The 16,076-nt window shown below is 68.9% G+C and carries 12 protein-coding genes; 7 read left to right on the top strand and 5 right to left on the bottom strand.

The annotated features are described in order from the left end of the window. Window positions 1-1,542, top strand: coding sequence for an SARP family transcriptional regulator (locus tag JX613_RS07285; RefSeq protein ID WP_207100796.1), 1,542 nt, complete (start codon window positions 1-3; stop codon window positions 1,540-1,542). Here the strand turns inward: JX613_RS07285 and JX613_RS07280 are convergent. The 4 genes from JX613_RS07280 to JX613_RS07265 form a co-directional block, all read right to left on the bottom strand. Beyond that, window positions 1,520-1,744 (bottom strand): hypothetical protein, encoded by a 225-nt coding sequence (locus JX613_RS07280; protein ID WP_207100795.1) that lies wholly within the window; start codon window positions 1,742-1,744, stop codon window positions 1,520-1,522. The two genes, JX613_RS07285 and JX613_RS07280, sit on opposite strands and share 23 nt — an antisense overlap. A gap of 45 nt (window positions 1,745-1,789) precedes the next feature. Next, window positions 1,790-2,569: an inositol monophosphatase family protein gene (locus tag JX613_RS07275; protein WP_207100794.1), complete on the bottom strand. Its 780-nt coding sequence runs from the start codon at window positions 2,567-2,569 to the stop codon at window positions 1,790-1,792. Then, on the bottom strand, window positions 2,556-3,905 hold the full coding sequence (locus JX613_RS07270) for a TldD/PmbA family protein (RefSeq protein ID WP_207100793.1): 1,350 nt from the start codon (window positions 3,903-3,905) through the stop codon (window positions 2,556-2,558). Before JX613_RS07270 ends, JX613_RS07275 begins: the two co-directional genes overlap by 14 nt. A gap of 104 nt (window positions 3,906-4,009) precedes the next feature. Next, entirely contained in the window at window positions 4,010-5,581 is a 1,572-nt protein-coding gene (locus JX613_RS07265; protein ID WP_207100792.1) for a DUF2125 domain-containing protein, read from the bottom strand. A gap of 251 nt (window positions 5,582-5,832) precedes the next feature. On the opposite strand from JX613_RS07265, the gene JX613_RS07260 reads away from it, so the two are divergent. The 3 genes from JX613_RS07260 to JX613_RS07250 are packed head-to-tail and all read left to right on the top strand — an operon-like array spanning window position 5,833 to window position 8,002. Then, entirely contained in the window at window positions 5,833-6,594 is a 762-nt protein-coding gene (locus tag JX613_RS07260; RefSeq protein WP_207100842.1) for an amino acid ABC transporter substrate-binding protein, read from the top strand. Continuing rightward, on the top strand, window positions 6,591-7,265 hold the full coding sequence (locus tag JX613_RS07255) for an amino acid ABC transporter permease (RefSeq protein ID WP_207100791.1): 675 nt from the start codon (window positions 6,591-6,593) through the stop codon (window positions 7,263-7,265). Before JX613_RS07260 ends, JX613_RS07255 begins: the two co-directional genes overlap by 4 nt. Next, a complete protein-coding gene (locus JX613_RS07250) occupies window positions 7,262-8,002 on the top strand; it encodes an amino acid ABC transporter ATP-binding protein (protein ID WP_207100790.1) in 741 nt (246 codons plus the stop codon). The genes JX613_RS07255 and JX613_RS07250 overlap by 4 nt, the downstream gene beginning before the upstream one ends. Here the strand turns inward: JX613_RS07250 and JX613_RS07245 are convergent. Next, window positions 7,999-8,430: a hypothetical protein gene (locus JX613_RS07245; protein ID WP_207100789.1), complete on the bottom strand. Its 432-nt coding sequence runs from the start codon at window positions 8,428-8,430 to the stop codon at window positions 7,999-8,001. The two genes, JX613_RS07250 and JX613_RS07245, sit on opposite strands and share 4 nt — an antisense overlap. Before the next feature lie 156 nt (window positions 8,431-8,586). Between JX613_RS07245 and JX613_RS07240 the strand changes: the two genes are divergently transcribed. From JX613_RS07240 to JX613_RS07230, 3 genes are all read left to right on the top strand, one after another. Beyond that, a complete protein-coding gene (locus tag JX613_RS07240; protein WP_207100788.1) occupies window positions 8,587-9,513 on the top strand; it encodes a glucokinase in 927 nt (308 codons plus the stop codon). Between the two features lie 118 nt (window positions 9,514-9,631). Next, complete coding sequence (locus JX613_RS07235) at window positions 9,632-11,491, top strand: autotransporter assembly complex protein TamA (RefSeq protein WP_207100787.1); 1,860 nt, start codon at window positions 9,632-9,634, stop codon at window positions 11,489-11,491. Next, on the top strand, window positions 11,491-15,978 hold the full coding sequence (locus JX613_RS07230; protein ID WP_207100786.1) for a translocation/assembly module TamB domain-containing protein: 4,488 nt from the start codon (window positions 11,491-11,493) through the stop codon (window positions 15,976-15,978). The genes JX613_RS07235 and JX613_RS07230 overlap by 1 nt, the downstream gene beginning before the upstream one ends. Window positions 15,979-16,076: the final 98 nt, after the last annotated feature.

Below are 16,076 nucleotides of genomic sequence, written 5' to 3'. Positions count from 1 at the left end.
ATGCAGCCGCTGACGCTTCGCCTTATGGGGCCGGTCGAACTGATCGGGCCGGGAAACCTCCGGCTGACGCCGCGCGGGATGCGGGCGCGTGGGGCCTTGGCGGTGATGGGCAGCGCCGTGGCCATGCGGGTGCTGCGCGCGCGGTTGCAGGATCTGCTGTTCAGCACGCGCGAACCCGACCACGCCAATGCCAGCCTGCGCCAGGTCTTGCGCGAAATCCGCATCGGCCTGGGGGATGCCCGCGACGCCCTGGTCAGCGGGCCGGGATGGGTGGGCCTGGACGGCACGATGGTGCGGCTGGACATGACCGCGCGGCCCGGCCCGGACGGGCAGATGCCCGAATTCGCCGCCGACCTGGACATTCCCGACCCCGAGTTCGAGGATTGGCTGCGCGACGCCCGGATGCACGCCGAACAGACGGTCGCCCCGTCCGCGCCCGAGGCGTCGCCGCTGCCGGTCCTGCTGACGGCCGAGCCGGTGGCGGGCGACAGCGAAACCGCCGTGATCGCGGCCATGATCCTGGGCGAGGCCGCAGGGCGGGCCTGCGATCTGGTTCCCCTGGTCGCCATGCCGGACAGGGCCGATCCGGGGCAATCGGCGATCGTCCTGTCCGCGGTGGCCACCCGCATGGGCAAGGGCTTCCATCTGCTGGTCAAGCTGAGCCACCGGCCCAGCAGCCGGTTGTTCTGGTCGCACAGGTTCGTTCTGGACGCAGACGACCTGGCCGCCTCGATGAACGACTGCACCGCCCGGATCTGCGTGGGTGTCATGCGCGTGCTGGACGCGGTGCGCACGATCGACGCGGCGCTTGGCGTGTCCCTTGCCGATGTGTTCAGCTACAACGACGCGCGGTTGCACCGGGCCGAACAAGCGTTGAAGACCATGGACGACCGCGTCAGTCCGTCCCTGACCATGGCATTGCGGGCCTGGGTGCTGACAACACAGGTCTTCGAACGGCTGGTGCCCGATCCGCAAGGCTGCATCCAGGAAGCCCGGGAACTTGCCACAAGGGCGCGCGAGGCCGATCCCTGCAGCGCGACCGCCCTGGCGGTGGGATCGGTGGTCGAAGGCTATCTGGACCATGCCCAGGTCAGCTTCTGGCTGGCGCAACAGGCGGTCAGGATAGACCCGCGCAACTTCGTGGCGCGGAGCGCCTATTCCCAAGCCCTGACCGATCTGGGCCGCCACAATGAAGCGCATCGCGAAGCCCAGGCCGGCTTGGCCGAGGCGCTGTCGGTCCTGAACCCCGTTCCCTTGCAGATGCGCATGGGCATCGCCCTGATCCGCCTGGGCCGCTTCGACGAGGCCGAGCAGCGGTTCGACGCCGTCCAGCAGTTCGCCCCGGAAAACCGCCCCTCGCTGCGGTTCCTGGCAGCCCTGCGATACCAGCGCCACGACGAAGCCGGCGCCCTGGCCGCCCTGCAGGCGCTGAAGAAGGTCGAGCCGGGCTTTTCGCTCGATCTGATGCGCAGCGACGGCTATCCCGTGGCGACCCTGCGCCAGGGGGGGCTGCTGGGGATCACCCGGTCGGGGCTGATCTAGGGGCTGGACCTTCGGCGAGGATCTTCTCCATGAACCTGTGCCGGCGCATCACCGGATTGGCATCGTCGCGCAGCGCGGTCGGGAAAAGCGGCGGGTCGTGACGCTGACCTTTTCCCCGGCATCGCGCAGCGCTGTATTCCTCATCGGTCCAGCCTTCGTTGTCGTGGATCGGCTGGCCCGGCAGAAGGAATGTCCCGACCATACCCTGAACTGCCGTAGGGTGCGTGCTTGCACGCACCGTGACGCGTCACACCATCCCGGCCAGCATTTCCCCATGCAGCCTTGGCCCGGCGACGATCATCCCGTCCACCATCGCGCGCGGGCTGTTGAAGCGCATGGGCTGGCCGCGCCGGGTGGTGGCCCGCGCGCCCGCCCGTTCCGCGATCAGGCTGCCCGCGGCGATGTCCCATTCCCACACGCTGCGCACCGACAGCGTGGCGTCGAACCGCCCCTCGGCCACCAGGCACAGCCGCCAGGCCAGCGAAGGGCGGAATTCGCGCCGGAAGGGGGGCGTCCGGCCGTTCTTCCAATGCTCGGGCTCGGTCGCGGACTTGTAGGTCAGCACGCGCGCGCCCTGGATACCCGCGTCGCTGGGGCGGATGGGCTGGCCGTTGAGCCACGCCGGGCCGTCCGCATGGGCGGTGAAGGTCAGGTCCATCGCGGGCAGATGCACAACGGCGGCGATGATCCGGTCCCCTTCGGCAATCGCCAGGGAATGGGCAAAGCCCTGCTGGCCCGCGATAAAGGCGCGGGTGCCGTCGATGGGGTCGATGATGAAGCACCGCTGGGCGTCCAGGCGGGATGCGTCGGCCTCGCTTTCCTCGGACAGCCAGCCGTATTCGGGGCGCGCGCCCCGCAGCATGTCCTGCAGCGCGTCGTTGACGGCCAGGTCCGCCTCGGTCACGGGGCCCGCGTCGCCGGGCTTGTCCCAGGCCTTGGGCTGCGCGCGCCAGAAGGACAGCGCGATGGGTCCGGCGGTCTGCGCCGCGCGGACCAGCAGCGCCAGATCCTCGTCAGGCCCCGGCAACGGTCATCCCCCCGACCAGAAGGCTGGGCACTTCAAGGCTGCGCCAGGGCAGGGCGTCGTTCGCGGCCACCAGCGTCATCAGCATGTCGCGCAGGTTGCCCGCGATGGTGCATTCGTTGACCGGATAGGCGATCTTGCCGCCCTCTACCCAGAACCCCGCCGCGCCGCGCGAATAATCCCCCGTCGTCCCGTTGATCGAGGCCCCCAGCATGGACGTGACCACCAGCCCCGTTCCCATCCGCGCGATCAGATCGTCGGGGCTGGCGGACCCCGGCGTCAGCATCACGTTGCTGTTCGTGGGCGAGGGCGCGGACGACATGCCCCGCGCGGCGGATGCGGTGCTGTCCATCCCCAGCTTGCGCGCGGTCGCCAGATCCAGCGTCCATCCCTGCAAGACGCCGTTTTCGACGATCTTGCGGGACCGCGTGGGCAGCCCCTCGGCATCGAAGGGACGGCTTGAAGGATAGCGCGGGCGTAGCGGATCCTCGATCAGGTCGAAGCCTTCGGGCAGCACCGGCTGGCCCAGATCCTTGCGCAGCCAGCTTGCGCCGCGCGCCACCGCCGCACCGTTCACCGCCGACAGCAGGTGCCCGATCAGCGAGGATGCGACGCGCCGGTCATACAGGATCGGAAAGGCCCCGGTCGGCGGCTTGCGCGATCCGGCGCGCGCCAGGGTGCGTTCGGCGGCAAGCCGGCCGATCTCCTCGGGCGCGGGCAGATCCTCGGACCAGACCCGCGATTCCCCGGCATAGTCGCGTTCCATCCCCAGGCCTTCGCCCGTGATGGCGACAGTGGATATCGCATGCGTCGTGCGCCCATAGCCCCCCGAAAACCCGTTCGAGGCCGCCAGCCAAAGATACCGGCGGCTGAAGGCGGCGTTCGCCGATTCCACCTGCGAAATGCCCGGCACGTCGCGCGCCGCAGCCTCGGCCCGCAGCGCCAGATCCTGCAGGTGATCGGGCGAGGGGTCGGGGCGGTCATCCGCGATCTGCAAGCCGTCCCCGTCGCGCTGGCGGGCCAGCTGGCCGGGATCGGCCAGGCCCAGCATGTCGTCCACCGGCGCCTCGCGCGCCATGGCCACGGCGCGTTCGGCCATCTCGATGATCGTGGCGGGGCTGTGGTCGGAGGCCGAGACGCTGGCCTGCCGCCCGCCGATCAGCACGCGCAGCCCGATCTCGACCCCTTCGGCACGGTCGGCATGTTCCAGGACGCCGCCGCGCATGTCGATGCTGGTGGACTGGCCGCTCATCGCCAGGGCGTCGGCCTGGTCGGCCCCTGCGCGCCGCGCCGCGTCGACCAGCGATTCGGCCAATGGTTGCAAATCCACGGGTGCCATCGCGTCTCCTTCAACTCGTCCGTCTGTTGTGCGGCGCATCACGGCGGGCCGCAAACGAAAAAGGCCGGGACATGCGCCCCGGCCCAAGCCCGCGACCCGGGCCGTTACTTGACCTGCTGGCCGTTGGCGAAGACCTGTCCGCCCTCGCGGAACTCGATCTCCGAGGTCAGCCGGTCGGGATTGGCTTCATCCGGCTTGGCGAACATCGCCAGCATCATGCGCATCCCCATCATCTGATCCTCGGGGACCAGGCCCATGGCGACCAGCTTGTCCATCAGCCCGTTCACGCCCTGGAAGGTGCCGTTCAGCTTGCCCACGGGTTCGTTCGGGGTGTCGCCGAAGTCCAGCGCGCCGGTGATGTCGGCCTTGGCGCCCACCGCGTCCAGCGCGACCTTGTTGACGGTCAGCGTGCGGGGGGTGAAGGGCGCGTCAGGCGCGGTCGGGCCATCGGGCTGCGCCAAGCCTGGGTCGAACAGATCCTGCGCCACCACCGCGTCGCCCGACAGATCCACGGTCAGGCTGGCCGGGTCGCGCGGCAACTGCTTTTCGGGGTCGAACAGGTTCCAGATGCCGTCGGCGAAGGTCAGCCCTTCCAGCGCATAGGCGAACTTGAAGGGCTGCGCCGCCTCCGCCTTGCTGACCGGGACCAGCAGGTCGAAGCTGGTGCGCTCGGTCGCATAGCTGAGGGGGAAGGGCAGGCTGCTGACCGTCATCTCGACCCGGGTATCGGCGACCTCGCCCTTGTAGCCAAGGCCCTGCCCCGACATCCGCAGCGCGGCATTGCCTGCCCCCAGGCTGGCCTTGCCCTGGCCGGTCTGGTCCTGGCCTTCCTCATCCTTGCCCGCGAAGTCGAAATCGGCATCGAGCGTCTCGAAGGCGAAATCGCCCTGGAAATCCAGCCCCGCCGCCAGGGCCGCGGCCATCTGCGTGCCCAGGTCAAAGCGTTCCGCAGGCGTCCTGGCCGTGCCGGTGCTGGACAGGCCCGTCAGCCTGGCCTGCACATTGACCTTGCCGCCCGTGCCATCCGCATCCGCCGGGGCGTCGGCGGCGATCCGCATGGTCGCCTCGGATGCCTTGATGTCGAAGCTGGTCTCGGCCCCGTTGGCCCCGGCATGGCGCTGCGTGCCGGTGACATCGGCCAGCGTGCCGGTCACGGGCACCGTCGCGCCGGTTTCCAGGTCGGCGGGCACCGTCATGTCGAAGGCCACCGAGGGATAGCTGAATTCATACAGCATGTCCTCGGGCGTGCCGGATACGACCGTCTCGTTCCCGGGAACCTTGATGGTGCCGGTGGTGGTCATCTCGACCGTCTCGGGCTCGGTGGGGGGCGTCTCGGTTCCGTCGGCGGCGGCATCGTCCCGGGGCACGGGCACGGCGACGGTGCTGTCCAGCGCCATGTCCCCCTCGATCACCATGCGGACGCGGGCGTCGCCGGTTTCGCGGAAGGTCAGCTGCGGAATGGTGAAGGTGGTGGCGCCCCCTTCGTTCTTCATCGAGAAGACCGCGTCGCGCACGCTCAACGTGCCGCCCGCATCCTCGACCTGGCCGGTCACCTGGTAGCCATAGCCGGCATAGTTGTCCTGCAGGTTTTCCCAAACCTGGGCGGGGGTGACATCGGCCAAGGCCGGCGCGGCGATGCCAAGCGCCAGGACCGAGGTTGCAGCGAAGCGGAACATGCCAGAGACCTTTCGGAAAACACCGTTGCTTGCGGGATTTGTGGCACAGCGGCCCGCGAAGGCCAAGGCAGCAATCGCGTGATCGGCCCTGTCCGCGCGCGGAACATTATTCCGCCCTGGCCGTTTTCCCGCACCTGCCATCCCGGATCGGGAAGATTGGCCGCAAGCGCGTCCTTTTTCACCAGCGGGCGCTTGCGCATCCCGCAAGCCCGGCGCATCTGAAGGCCATGAAGATGAAGGAGTTTTTCGTCATGCGCAGTTCCATCCTGTCCGCCATCCTGGTCCTGACGACCGCCCTGCCCGCCATGGCCGACACCATCCGCGTGGGCATGTCGGGCGGATATTTTCCCTTCACCTTCACCCGCGCCGACGAATTGCAGGGCTTCGAGGTGGACCTGATGAACGCCGTGGGCGAAATCACCGGGGATGACATCGAGTTCGTCACCATGTCCTTTTCCGGGCTGATCGGCGCGCTGGAATCGGGCCGCATCGACACGGTCGCCAACCAGATCACCATCACGCCCGAGCGCGAGGCCAAGTTCGCCTTCACGCAGCCCTATGTCTATGACGGCGCGCAGGTGGTGGTGAAGAAGGGCAACGAGGGCACGATCACCGGCCCCGAAAGCCTGTCGGGCAAGTCGGTCGCCGTGAACCTGGGGTCCAACTTCGAGGAACTGCTGCGCGCCCTGCCCAATGCGTCCGACATCGACATCCGCACCTATGAATCCAACATCGAGCAGGACACCGCCCTGGGCCGGGTCGATGCCTTCGTGATGGACCGCGTGTCCTCGGCCCAGGTGATCAAGGAAAGCCCCCTGCCCCTGGCGCTGGCGGGCCAGCCCTTCAGCGAGATCCGGAACGCCCTGCCCTTCCGCAAGGACGAGGCCGGGCAGGCCATGCGCGACAGGGTCGATGCCGCGATCACGCAGTTGAAGGACAACGGCACGCTTTCCGAAATCTCGAAGAAATGGCTGGATGCGGACGTGACAAAGCCCCTGGCCGCCGCTGAATGAGGGGGCTCGACACCGCCTATATGGGGGATCTGGTCCCGGTCATCCTGGGCTATGTTCCCCTGACGCTGGGCATGGCGCTGGTCGCGATGGCGGCGGCGCTGGTGCTGGCGGCGGTGCTTGCCATCGTGCGCGTGCTGCGCGTGCCGGGGCTGGACCAGGGGGTGGCGGTGTTCATCAGCTTCTTTCGCGGCACGCCGCTGCTGGTGCAGCTGTTCCTGTTCTATTACGGGCTGCCGCAGCTGTTCCCGGCGCTGACCAGCATCGACGGGATCACGGCGGCGGTGATCGGCCTGACGCTGCACTTTTCCGCCTACATGGCCGAAAGCATCCGGGGCGCGATCCTTGGCGTTGACCGCAGCCAGTGGGAGGCCGCGCAAAGCATCGGCATGACCCAGGGCCAGCTTCTGCGCCGGATCGTGCTGCCGCAGGCGTCCCGCGTGGCGGCGCCCACCTTGATGAACTATTTCATCGACCTGATCAAAAGCACCTCGCTGGCCTTTACCCTGGGCGTGACCGAGATGATGGGCGCCGCGCAGAAGGAAGCCGCAGGCAGTTTCCTGTATCTGGAAGCCTTCCTGGTCGTCGCCGTGATCTACTGGATCCTGGTCGAGATCCTGTCCGTCGGCCAACGCTGGATGGAACGCCATCTGGGACGGGCGGTGGCGCGATGAAATGCGAGATCGACATCAAGGGCCTGGTCAAGCGCTTCGGCGCGAACACCGTCCTGGACGGCATCGACCTGTGCCTGCGCCCTGGCGAACGGGTGGCGATCATCGGCCCCTCGGGGACGGGCAAGTCGACGCTGCTGCGCTGCCTCAACTGGCTGGACCGGCCCGACGCGGGGCGGATCACGGTGGGCGACCTGTCGGTGGATGCCGCCCATGCCACGCGGGCGCAGATCCTGGCGCTGCGGCGGCGGACGGGGTTCGTGTTCCAGAACTATGCGCTGTTCGCCAACAAGACCGCGCGGCAGAACATCACCGAAGGGCTGACCACCGTGCGCGGCTGGCCCAGGGCCAGGGCCCATGCGCGCGCCGACGAGATCCTGGCCCAGATCGGGCTGGCGGACCGGGGCGACAGCTATCCGGCGGCCCTGTCGGGCGGCCAGCAGCAGCGCGTGGGCATCGGCCGGGCCATGGCGCTGGACGCGGACCTGCTGCTGTTCGACGAACCGACAAGCGCGCTGGATCCCGAATGGGTGGGCGAGGTTCTGGATCTGATCCGCGCCATCGCCGACGGCCGCCAGACCATGCTGATCGTCACCCACGAGATGCAGTTCGCGCGCGAGATCGCCGACCGCATCGTCTTCATGGAAGGCGGGCGGATCGTGGAACAGGGCCCGCCCGCGCAGATCTTCGGCGATCCGCAGGATGAACGGACGCGGGCGTTCCTGCGCCGCGTGGCCTAGCGCAACCCCGCCGTCCGGTAATACACATCCACGTCGCGCGCGGTGTCATAGCCGATGCCCGAGGCGATGATGCAGCTGGTGTCGTCCCGGCGCGGGGCGACCAGCGTCCAGGTGCCCATCTGCTGGGACGCCCACAGTTCCGTCGCGGCATGGCCGTCGCCGGGAACCGGGGCCTCGTTGAAATCCTGTTGCAGGGTCTGGTGGATCTCGGCATCCTTGGCGCAATAGGGCTGGTCGCCCACCGCCATGTCGGATGTGGGCAGGTTCTGGGCCTGTTCCAGCAGCGTGGCGGTCTCGACACCGGCCATGGCGGGCCAGGCCTGCACGGGCTGGTCGGGGCGGGTGGCTGACGCGGCGGGCATGGCCATCGCGGCCATGACGCTGCCGGCCATGCACAGGCAGGCGATGCGGTTGGCGATGCGGGTCATGGTCATGGCCTTTCATCCAGTGTTTGCTGGGGGAAAACACGGGATCCGCGCCCGGGGTTCCCCCCCTTGGCGCGACGTGGCGTTGCACCGCCCCCCGAAACCGGGCAATTCTGTCGCGAGATGAAGGACTAAGGCGACAGCAAGGACGGATCGAAAATGGCGATACTTCTGGGCGACGTGGGGGGCACGAATGCCCGCCTGGCCATTGCGCGGGACGGCCACATCGACCCGCAGACGGTGACGCGGTTCCGGGGCGACGATCACGCCAGCTTCGACGACGTGGTCCGCCAGTTCCTGCAGGAACAGGACCAGCCGCGCATCCATGCGGTCTGCGTCGCGGTGGCGGGCCCGGTCAGCGGCGGACGGGCGCGGCTGACCAACCGGGACTGGGATTTCGACGTGGATCGCCTGGCCCGCCTGACGGATGCCGACCATGTCCGGCTGATCAACGACCTGACCGCGCTTGGCTATGCCACCCCCGCCCTGGGCGGCGACGGGCTGGCGGTCCTGCGCCCGGCGCCTGCGGACCGGGCGCGCAACGGGCAGGGGCTGGTGGTGAACCTGGGCACCGGCTTCAACGTCTGCGCCGTGCGCCGCCTGCCCGGCGGGGCCATCACGGCGATGGAGGCCGAGGAAGGCCATACCCACCTGCCCGCCAACATCTACCTGCGCCTGCTGGACGCGGTGGGCGCGGACGCCGCCCGGGGCTTCACCTCGACCGAGGAGGCCTTTGCGGGACGCGGGCTGTCGCGCCTGCACGCCGCGCTGACCGGCACGGTCCCCGTGCCCGGCGAAGAGATCGACCGCGCGGCGGACGCGGGCGACCGGGACGCGAACGCCACCTATGACCTGTTCACCGAACTGGTGGGGCTTCTCTGCCGCGAACTGGCGCTGCGCTTCATGCCGCTGGAAGGGCTGTTCCTGGCGGGCAGCGTGGCCCGCAGCATCGCCGACCGCATGACCCGCTTCGAGGCGGGCTTCCTGGCCGAGCCCTTCATGCGCCACATCCCTGAAAACACGCCGGTCTTCATGATCCGCGACGACATGGCGGCGTTGCAAGGCTGCCTGGCCGCGCTGTCCTGACGGCAACAGATCACGGAAAGCTGATCCGCTGCCGTTTTCTTTCCCATGAATCGCTGGATTTGGCCCGGCGATCCTGTTCAAATGCCCCCAAAGCAAGAACACGCGAAGGGCAGGAACGATGCGGGCATATCTGCGGGCGGCGCTGATGGCATCGGCGGTCGCGGGCTTCGGGGGCGCGGTCTGGGCGCAGTCCTCGAACCCCTTCTCGGGGCTGTTCGGCGGCCAAAGCGAGGCCGATGGCCCCGTCTCGCTGCGCTTCCAGGTCCAGGGGGGCGAGGGGCTTGACCGGACGCTGCGCAATGCCTCGCTGATCTCGGGGGCGCTGTCCGAAGGCCGCACCACCGGCCAGGACGTGCTGGCCGCCGCGCGCGCCGATTACGCGCGGATCCTGGGCAACCTTTATGACCAGGGCTATTATTCCGCCATCATCAACATCACGCTGGACGGGGTCGAGGCGGCAGAAATCGCCCCCCTGGACGCCCCCGCCCAGATCGGCCAAGTCGTGGTCGCCGTCCAGACCGGCCCGCAGTTCCGCTTTTCGCGCGCGGCCATCGCGCCGCTTGCGCCGCGAACCGAGCTGCCCGACGAATACCGCCAGGGGGGCCTTGCAGGTACCGGCGCGATCCGCGGCGCCGCCACGGCGGGGGTCCGGGGCTGGCGCGAGGTGGGCCATGCCAAGGCCGAGGTTTCGGGGCAGGAAATCACCGCCGACCACATCAACAACGTGGTGGACAGCCAGATCGGCCTGGCCCCCGGCCCCGCCGTCACCTTTGGCCGGCTGAACATGCGCGGATACGACCGCATGAACCCGCGCCGGTTGCACAAGATCGCGGGCCTGCCCGAGGGCGAACGCTTCGACCCCGACAAGGTCGAGGACGTGAGAAAACGCCTGCGCCGGTCGGGCGTCTTTTCCGCCATCACCCTGGAAGAGGCGGAAACGCTGAACCCCGACGGCAGCATGGACATCAACCTGACCGTGGTGGAACAAAAGCCCCGCCGCATCGGCGCGGGGTTCGAGATCTCGACCACGGACGGGGCGCTGTTGTCGGCCTACTGGATGCACCGCAACCTTCTGGGCGGGGGCGAACGGCTGCGCGTGGATGCGCGGGTCAAGGACATGGGCTCGGACACCAGCGGCCGGGACGAGGAGGTGACGGTGCGCATCGACCGCCCCGCCACCGTCACGCCCGACACCACGGCCTATGTCCTGACCAGCCTCGCCCGGATGCGCGAGGAGGACTACGACGAGGATACCGGCGCCATCGGCCTGGGCTTCAACCACATCTTCAGCGACCGCTTCACCTTCGACACGGCGGTGCAATATCAGTTTTCGCGCGTCTATGACGCGGGGGGCGAGGAAACCGACTTCAAGGTGCTGGCCTTTCCGACCAGCGTGATGTGGGACGCCCGCGACAACGAAAACAACGCCCGGCGCGGCTATTACCTGCAGGGCGACGCCACGCCCTTCAAGGGCTTCGACGGCACCGATTCCGGCGTCCGCGTCCTGGGCGAGGGGCGCGCCTTCCATTCCCTTGGCCCCGAGGACCGCTTCACCCTGGCGGGCCGCGCCCGCATCGGCAGCGTCCTGGGCAGCGAGATCGAAAACACCCCGCGCAACTATCTGTTCTTCTCGGGCGGGGGCGGGACGGTGCGCGGCCAGCCCTATCAGTCGCTGGGGGTCGAGGAGATCACCGGCCCCGAAGGCCCCATCAAGACCGGCGGGATGAGCGTGGCGACGCTGTCGGCCGAGGTCCGCTTCCAGGTCCGTGACAAGATCGGCCTGGTGGCCTTCGCCGATTACGGCGAGGTCTGGGCGGAAGACGGCTGGAACGGCGGCAGCGACGGACATTCGGGCGCGGGGATCGGCGTCCGCTATGACACGCCCATCGGGCCGCTGCGCTTCGACGTGGCCGGACCCACCGGGGGGGACACCGGCGAGGGCGTGCAGCTTTATCTTGGACTGGGGCAGGCTTTTTGATGCGCAAACTGTGGCTGATCGTCTTCGCGATCCTGTTCCCGCTGTCGGTGATGGCGCAGTCTGCGGCCGAGATCTCGCAGCAGGAAAGCGACGACCGGGGCTTTCTGACCCGGCTTCTGGAACGCAACCTGTCGGGCGCGGGCCGCGCGGTGGTGATCGACGGGTTCCAGGGCGCGCTGTCGTCCCGCGCGACCTTCCGCCGGATCACCATCGCGGACGGGGACGGCACCTGGCTGACGCTGAACGACGGGGCGATCCAGTGGAACCGATCCGCCCTGCTGCGCGGCCGGATCGAGATCGCGGAAATGTCCGCGCGCGAGATCCTGCTGCCCCGCCTGCCCGCCAGCGAGGCCAAGGCCCCCTCGCCCGAGGCGCGGGAATTCACCGGCTTTTCGCTGCCCGAACTGCCCGTGGGCATCAACATCGCCCAGATCCGCGCCGACCGGGTGGAACTGGGCGAACCCGTGATCGGCCTTGCCGCCGCCATCTCGATGCAGGGCGGCATGAGCCTTGCGGGCGGCGAGGGGCAGGCCAAGCTGGCGATCCAGCGGCTGGACGGCCCGCGCGGCAGCTTCAACCTGGACACGGGCTTTTCCAACGCCTCGCAGATCCTGCGCGTGAACCTGACCCTGGACGAGGCCGCCGACGGGCTGCTGGTCAACCTGATCGACCTTTACGACAAGCCGTCGGTCGTGGCGGAAATCAGCGGCGAAGGCCAGATCAGGGATTTCGGCGTCGACATCAAGCTGGCGACCGACGGGTTGCCCCGCGTCACGGGCCGGGTTTCCGCATCGGGCGGTCCCGATCCCCAGGGCAATCCCGGCACCAACTTCCGCCTGCAACTGGGCGGCGACGTGGCCTCGCTTCTGGCCCCGGAAAACCGCACCTTCTTCGGCCCTGACGTGCAGCTGCTGGCCGAAGGCTGGCGCGGCGAGGATGGCCGCCTGGCGATCCCCACCCTGAACCTGGCGACCGAGGCGCTGACCCTGGACGGCAGCGCGGCCATCAATGCCCTGGGCGCGCCGCAGAACGCGAACCTGCTGATCACCCTGGGATCGGACGCGGGCGCGGCCCAGGTGCCGGTTCCCCTGCCCTTCGCGGGCGAGGATGCGACCGTCGAGTCTGGCCGGCTGGAACTGCGATACGACGCCGCCCAAGGCCAGGGCTGGACGCTGAGCGGCCGCGTGGGCGCGCTGGATCTGGGCGAGGTCGGCTTGGGCGCGCTGCAGCTGGACGGCTCGGGCGCGGTGGTGCTGGACGGCGGCAGCCTGCAATCCGTGAACGGCGGCATCCGCTTCGGATCGCGGCAGATGGTCTTCACCGATGCGGGGCTGGCCCAAGCCATCGGTCCGGACATCACCGGCAGCACCCGTTTCGACTTCACCCCCGGCAACGCGGTGAAATTTTCCGACCTGACGGTCAGCGGCCCCGATTACGGGTTGCAGGGCATGTTGCAACTGTCGGGCCTGAAAACCGGCTTCGTGCTGTCCGGCGACATGGGCGCGCGCTATGACGATCTGAAGCGGATATCGACCCTTGCGGGCCGCGACCTGTCCGGGCGGGCCGATGCCGATGTCACGGGCTATTTCAACTTTCTGGGGCGCAACTTCGCCATCACCTCGACCATTGCGGGGACCGACATCACGGTGGATCAACCCCAGCTTGACCGTCTTCTGGGGGGCCGATCCACCATCGACCTGCGGGCGCGGCGCGACCGGACCGGGATCAAGCTGACCGAGCTTTCCGTGAACGCGCAGCGTCTGACCGCCCGGGCGCAGGGCTATCTCAACAGCCTGTCCAGCGACATCACGGCCACGATTTCGATGCCCTCGCTGCAGGACGCCGACCCGAACTTCTCGGGCGCGCTGCAGGCGGATGCGAAGCTGTCGGGGCCGTCCGGGTCGCGCCAGTTGACCGTCAGCGGCGAGGCCGAAGACCTGCGCCTTGGCATCGAGGCGCTGGACAACGCGCTGGAAGGCCAGACCACGCTGGCCGTGCTGGCGGCCGAAAAGCCCGAGGGGTTCGAGGTCGAGGTGTTCCGCATCGCCAACCCGCAAGTCCGCGCCGAAGGCCGGGGCAGCTTCGCGACGGGGGCGCTGGATGCATCGGTCGATCTGGCGGTGCCGGACCTGTCGGCGATTCGGCAGGGCTGGACCGGCGGGTTCGACGCCATGGCGCGGCTGACCGAACAGGACGGCACCCGCTTCATCGACCTGACCGGATCGGGGCAGAACCTGTCCCTGGGCGTCCAGAACGCGGATGCCGCGCTGACCGGCACCACCCGGCTGCGCGTCCAGGCCGAGGAAAAGGACGGCACCGTCACCCTGCGCGACGTGGAACTGGTCAACGACCAGATGAACGCCACCGCGCGGGGGGTTTACGGCCCCGGCGTCACGGATGTCTCGGGCGATGTCCGCGTGGCCTCGCTGGCGCCCTTCGGCCCCGGCTGGCGCGGCTCGCTGAACCTGACCGGCAGTTTCCGCGAGGCGGGCGACGGCATCCGCCGGCTGGAGGTCGCGGGCACCGGGCGCGACCTGTCCTTCGGCCAGGCGCAGGTCGATGGCGCGCTGGCGGGGGAAACCCGGCTGGCGGTGACGGGCACCGAAAGGGGCGGCGTCTTTTCCATCGAAGCGGCCCGCATCGACAACCCCCGCCTGAACGCCACGGCGACGGGCACGGTGGGCGGCGACCGGACCGATGTGACCGCGCAGGTGAACGCGCAGGATCTGCGTTTCCTGGGCAACGGGATCAGCGGGGCGCTGAACGCCGATGCCCGGCTGGTCCAGCAAGGGGGCACCCGGCGCATCACCGCGACGGGCACGGCCAGCGGGCTGTCCCTGGGCCAGCCCCGCGTCGATCCGCTGCTGCGGGGCGAGACCCGCTTCGATGTCGCGGCCACGCAGGCGCCAGTGGGTATCTCGTTCCAGCGGCTGAACGTCCAGAACCCGCAACTGTCCGTCCAGGCCGAGGGCGACACCGCCAGCGGCATGACCGTCACCGCGCGCCTGGCCGACCTGGGCCTGCTGCAACCCGAATTCCCCGGCCCCGTCGAGGCCCGCGGCACCATCCGCGAGGAAGGCGCGAACTTCGCCGTGGACCTGAACGCCACCGCGCCGGGCAGCACGCAATTGCAGGTGTCAGGCCGGGCCGCGCGCAATTTTCAGACCCTGGATCTGCGGGTGAACGGCAGCAGCGACGCATCCATCGCCAACACCTTCATCCGCACCCGCAGCATCGAGGGCCCGCTGGCCTTTGACCTCGCCATCAACGGCGCGCCGTCCCTGCAGGCGGTCAGCGGACGGGTCCGGCTGACGGACGGGCGGATCTCGGATCCCGGGGTGGGGATCCGGCTGGAAGACGTGACCGCCACAGCCGATCTGGCGGGCGGGCGGATCACGCTGGATGCCGGGGCCAATGTGGCGAATGGCGGACGCGTGCAGGTCAGCGGGCCGGTGGATCTGACGGGCAGCACGCTGGATCTGGCAATTGTGCTGGACCGGGTGATCGCCCGCGACCCGAACCTGTATCAGACCGAGATCAACGGCCGGTTGCGCATGTCGGGCCGCAATGCCGCGGGCCCGCTGATTTCCGGCACCATCGATCTGGGCGAGACGGAAATCCGCATCCCCTCGACCGGGCTTGGCGGCGCGAAGGCCATCCCCGACATCAACCATGTGGGCGATACGCGCCCCGTGCGGTCCACCCGCGCCAAGGCGGGGCTGGAACCCTATCCCAGCCAGGCCTCGCGCGAGGCGGGTCTGGCCGGGCCCCCCTCGACCCCGCCCGCCGCGCCGCCGCGCCTGGATCTGGTGATCAACGCGCCGCGCCAGGTCTTCGTGCGCGGGCGCGGGGTGGATGCGGAACTGGGCGGATCCCTGCAGGTCCAGGGCACCACGCGCAACGCCATCCCCATCGGCCACCTGGAGCTGATCCGGGGCCGCGTGGACCTGCTGGGCAAGCGGTTCGACCTGACGGAAGGCCTGGTGGAACTGCAGGGCAGCCTGATCCCGGTGATCCGCCTTGTGGCCGAAACCGAACAGGGCGGCATCACCACCCGCATCATCATCGACGGAGAGGTGCGCGACCCTGACATCACCTTTGAATCCTCCCCCGAACTGCCCGAGGAGGAGGTTCTGTCCCAGCTGCTGTTCGGCCAGGGCCTTGCCAATATCAGCCCGCTCCAGGCCGCGCAGCTTGCCAATGCCCTTGCCGTCCTGGCCGGGCGCGGGGGCGAGGGGATCATCGGCAACCTGCGCAACCAGGTGGGCCTTGACGACCTGGATCTGGCGACCGACGACCAAGGCAACGTGCAGGTCCGCGCGGGCAAGTACCTGTCCGAAAACCTTTACACCGATGTCCAGGTCGGGGCGGACGGCAAAAGCTCGCTGAACCTGAATCTGGACGTGACGAATTCACTGACGGCGCGCGGATCGGTCGGCACGGAAGGGGACAGCACCCTGGGCATCTATTTCGAGCGGGATTACTGAAGGGGTCGGCGAAAAGGCGCGGTCACGCCATCGGGAAAGGAACTTTTCATCTCTTTCGCGGTAAGGTTGTGTGATCGCCCCTTTCTCTCCTTCCGTGG

Origin of the sequence: Paracoccus shandongensis, assembly GCF_017315735.1 — a bacterium.
GTDB classification, from domain to species: domain Bacteria; phylum Pseudomonadota; class Alphaproteobacteria; order Rhodobacterales; family Rhodobacteraceae; genus Paracoccus; species Paracoccus shandongensis.
Note: the sequence above shows the minus strand (reverse complement) of the source record. Positions and strands in the feature narration are given on the sequence as shown.

Excerpts from the sequence above, each read along its gene's own strand:
- JX613_RS07285 (WP_207100796.1), top strand. The coding sequence starts at position 1 with ATGCAGCCGCTGACGCTTCGCCTTATGGGGCCGGTCGAACTGATCGGG.
- JX613_RS07280 (WP_207100795.1), bottom strand. The coding sequence starts at position 1,744 with ATGGTCGGGACATTCCTTCTGCCGGGCCAGCCGATCCACGACAACGAA.
- JX613_RS07270 (WP_207100793.1), bottom strand. The coding sequence starts at position 3,905 with ATGGCACCCGTGGATTTGCAACCATTGGCCGAATCGCTGGTCGACGCG.
- JX613_RS07265 (WP_207100792.1), bottom strand. The coding sequence starts at position 5,581 with ATGTTCCGCTTCGCTGCAACCTCGGTCCTGGCGCTTGGCATCGCCGCG.
- JX613_RS07260 (WP_207100842.1), top strand. The coding sequence starts at position 5,833 with ATGCGCAGTTCCATCCTGTCCGCCATCCTGGTCCTGACGACCGCCCTG.
- JX613_RS07255 (WP_207100791.1), top strand. The coding sequence starts at position 6,591 with ATGAGGGGGCTCGACACCGCCTATATGGGGGATCTGGTCCCGGTCATC.
- JX613_RS07250 (WP_207100790.1), top strand. The coding sequence starts at position 7,262 with ATGAAATGCGAGATCGACATCAAGGGCCTGGTCAAGCGCTTCGGCGCG.
- JX613_RS07245 (WP_207100789.1), bottom strand. The coding sequence starts at position 8,430 with ATGACCCGCATCGCCAACCGCATCGCCTGCCTGTGCATGGCCGGCAGC.
- JX613_RS07240 (WP_207100788.1), top strand. The coding sequence starts at position 8,587 with ATGGCGATACTTCTGGGCGACGTGGGGGGCACGAATGCCCGCCTGGCC.
- JX613_RS07235 (WP_207100787.1), top strand. The coding sequence starts at position 9,632 with ATGCGGGCATATCTGCGGGCGGCGCTGATGGCATCGGCGGTCGCGGGC.
- JX613_RS07230 (WP_207100786.1), top strand. The coding sequence starts at position 11,491 with ATGCGCAAACTGTGGCTGATCGTCTTCGCGATCCTGTTCCCGCTGTCG.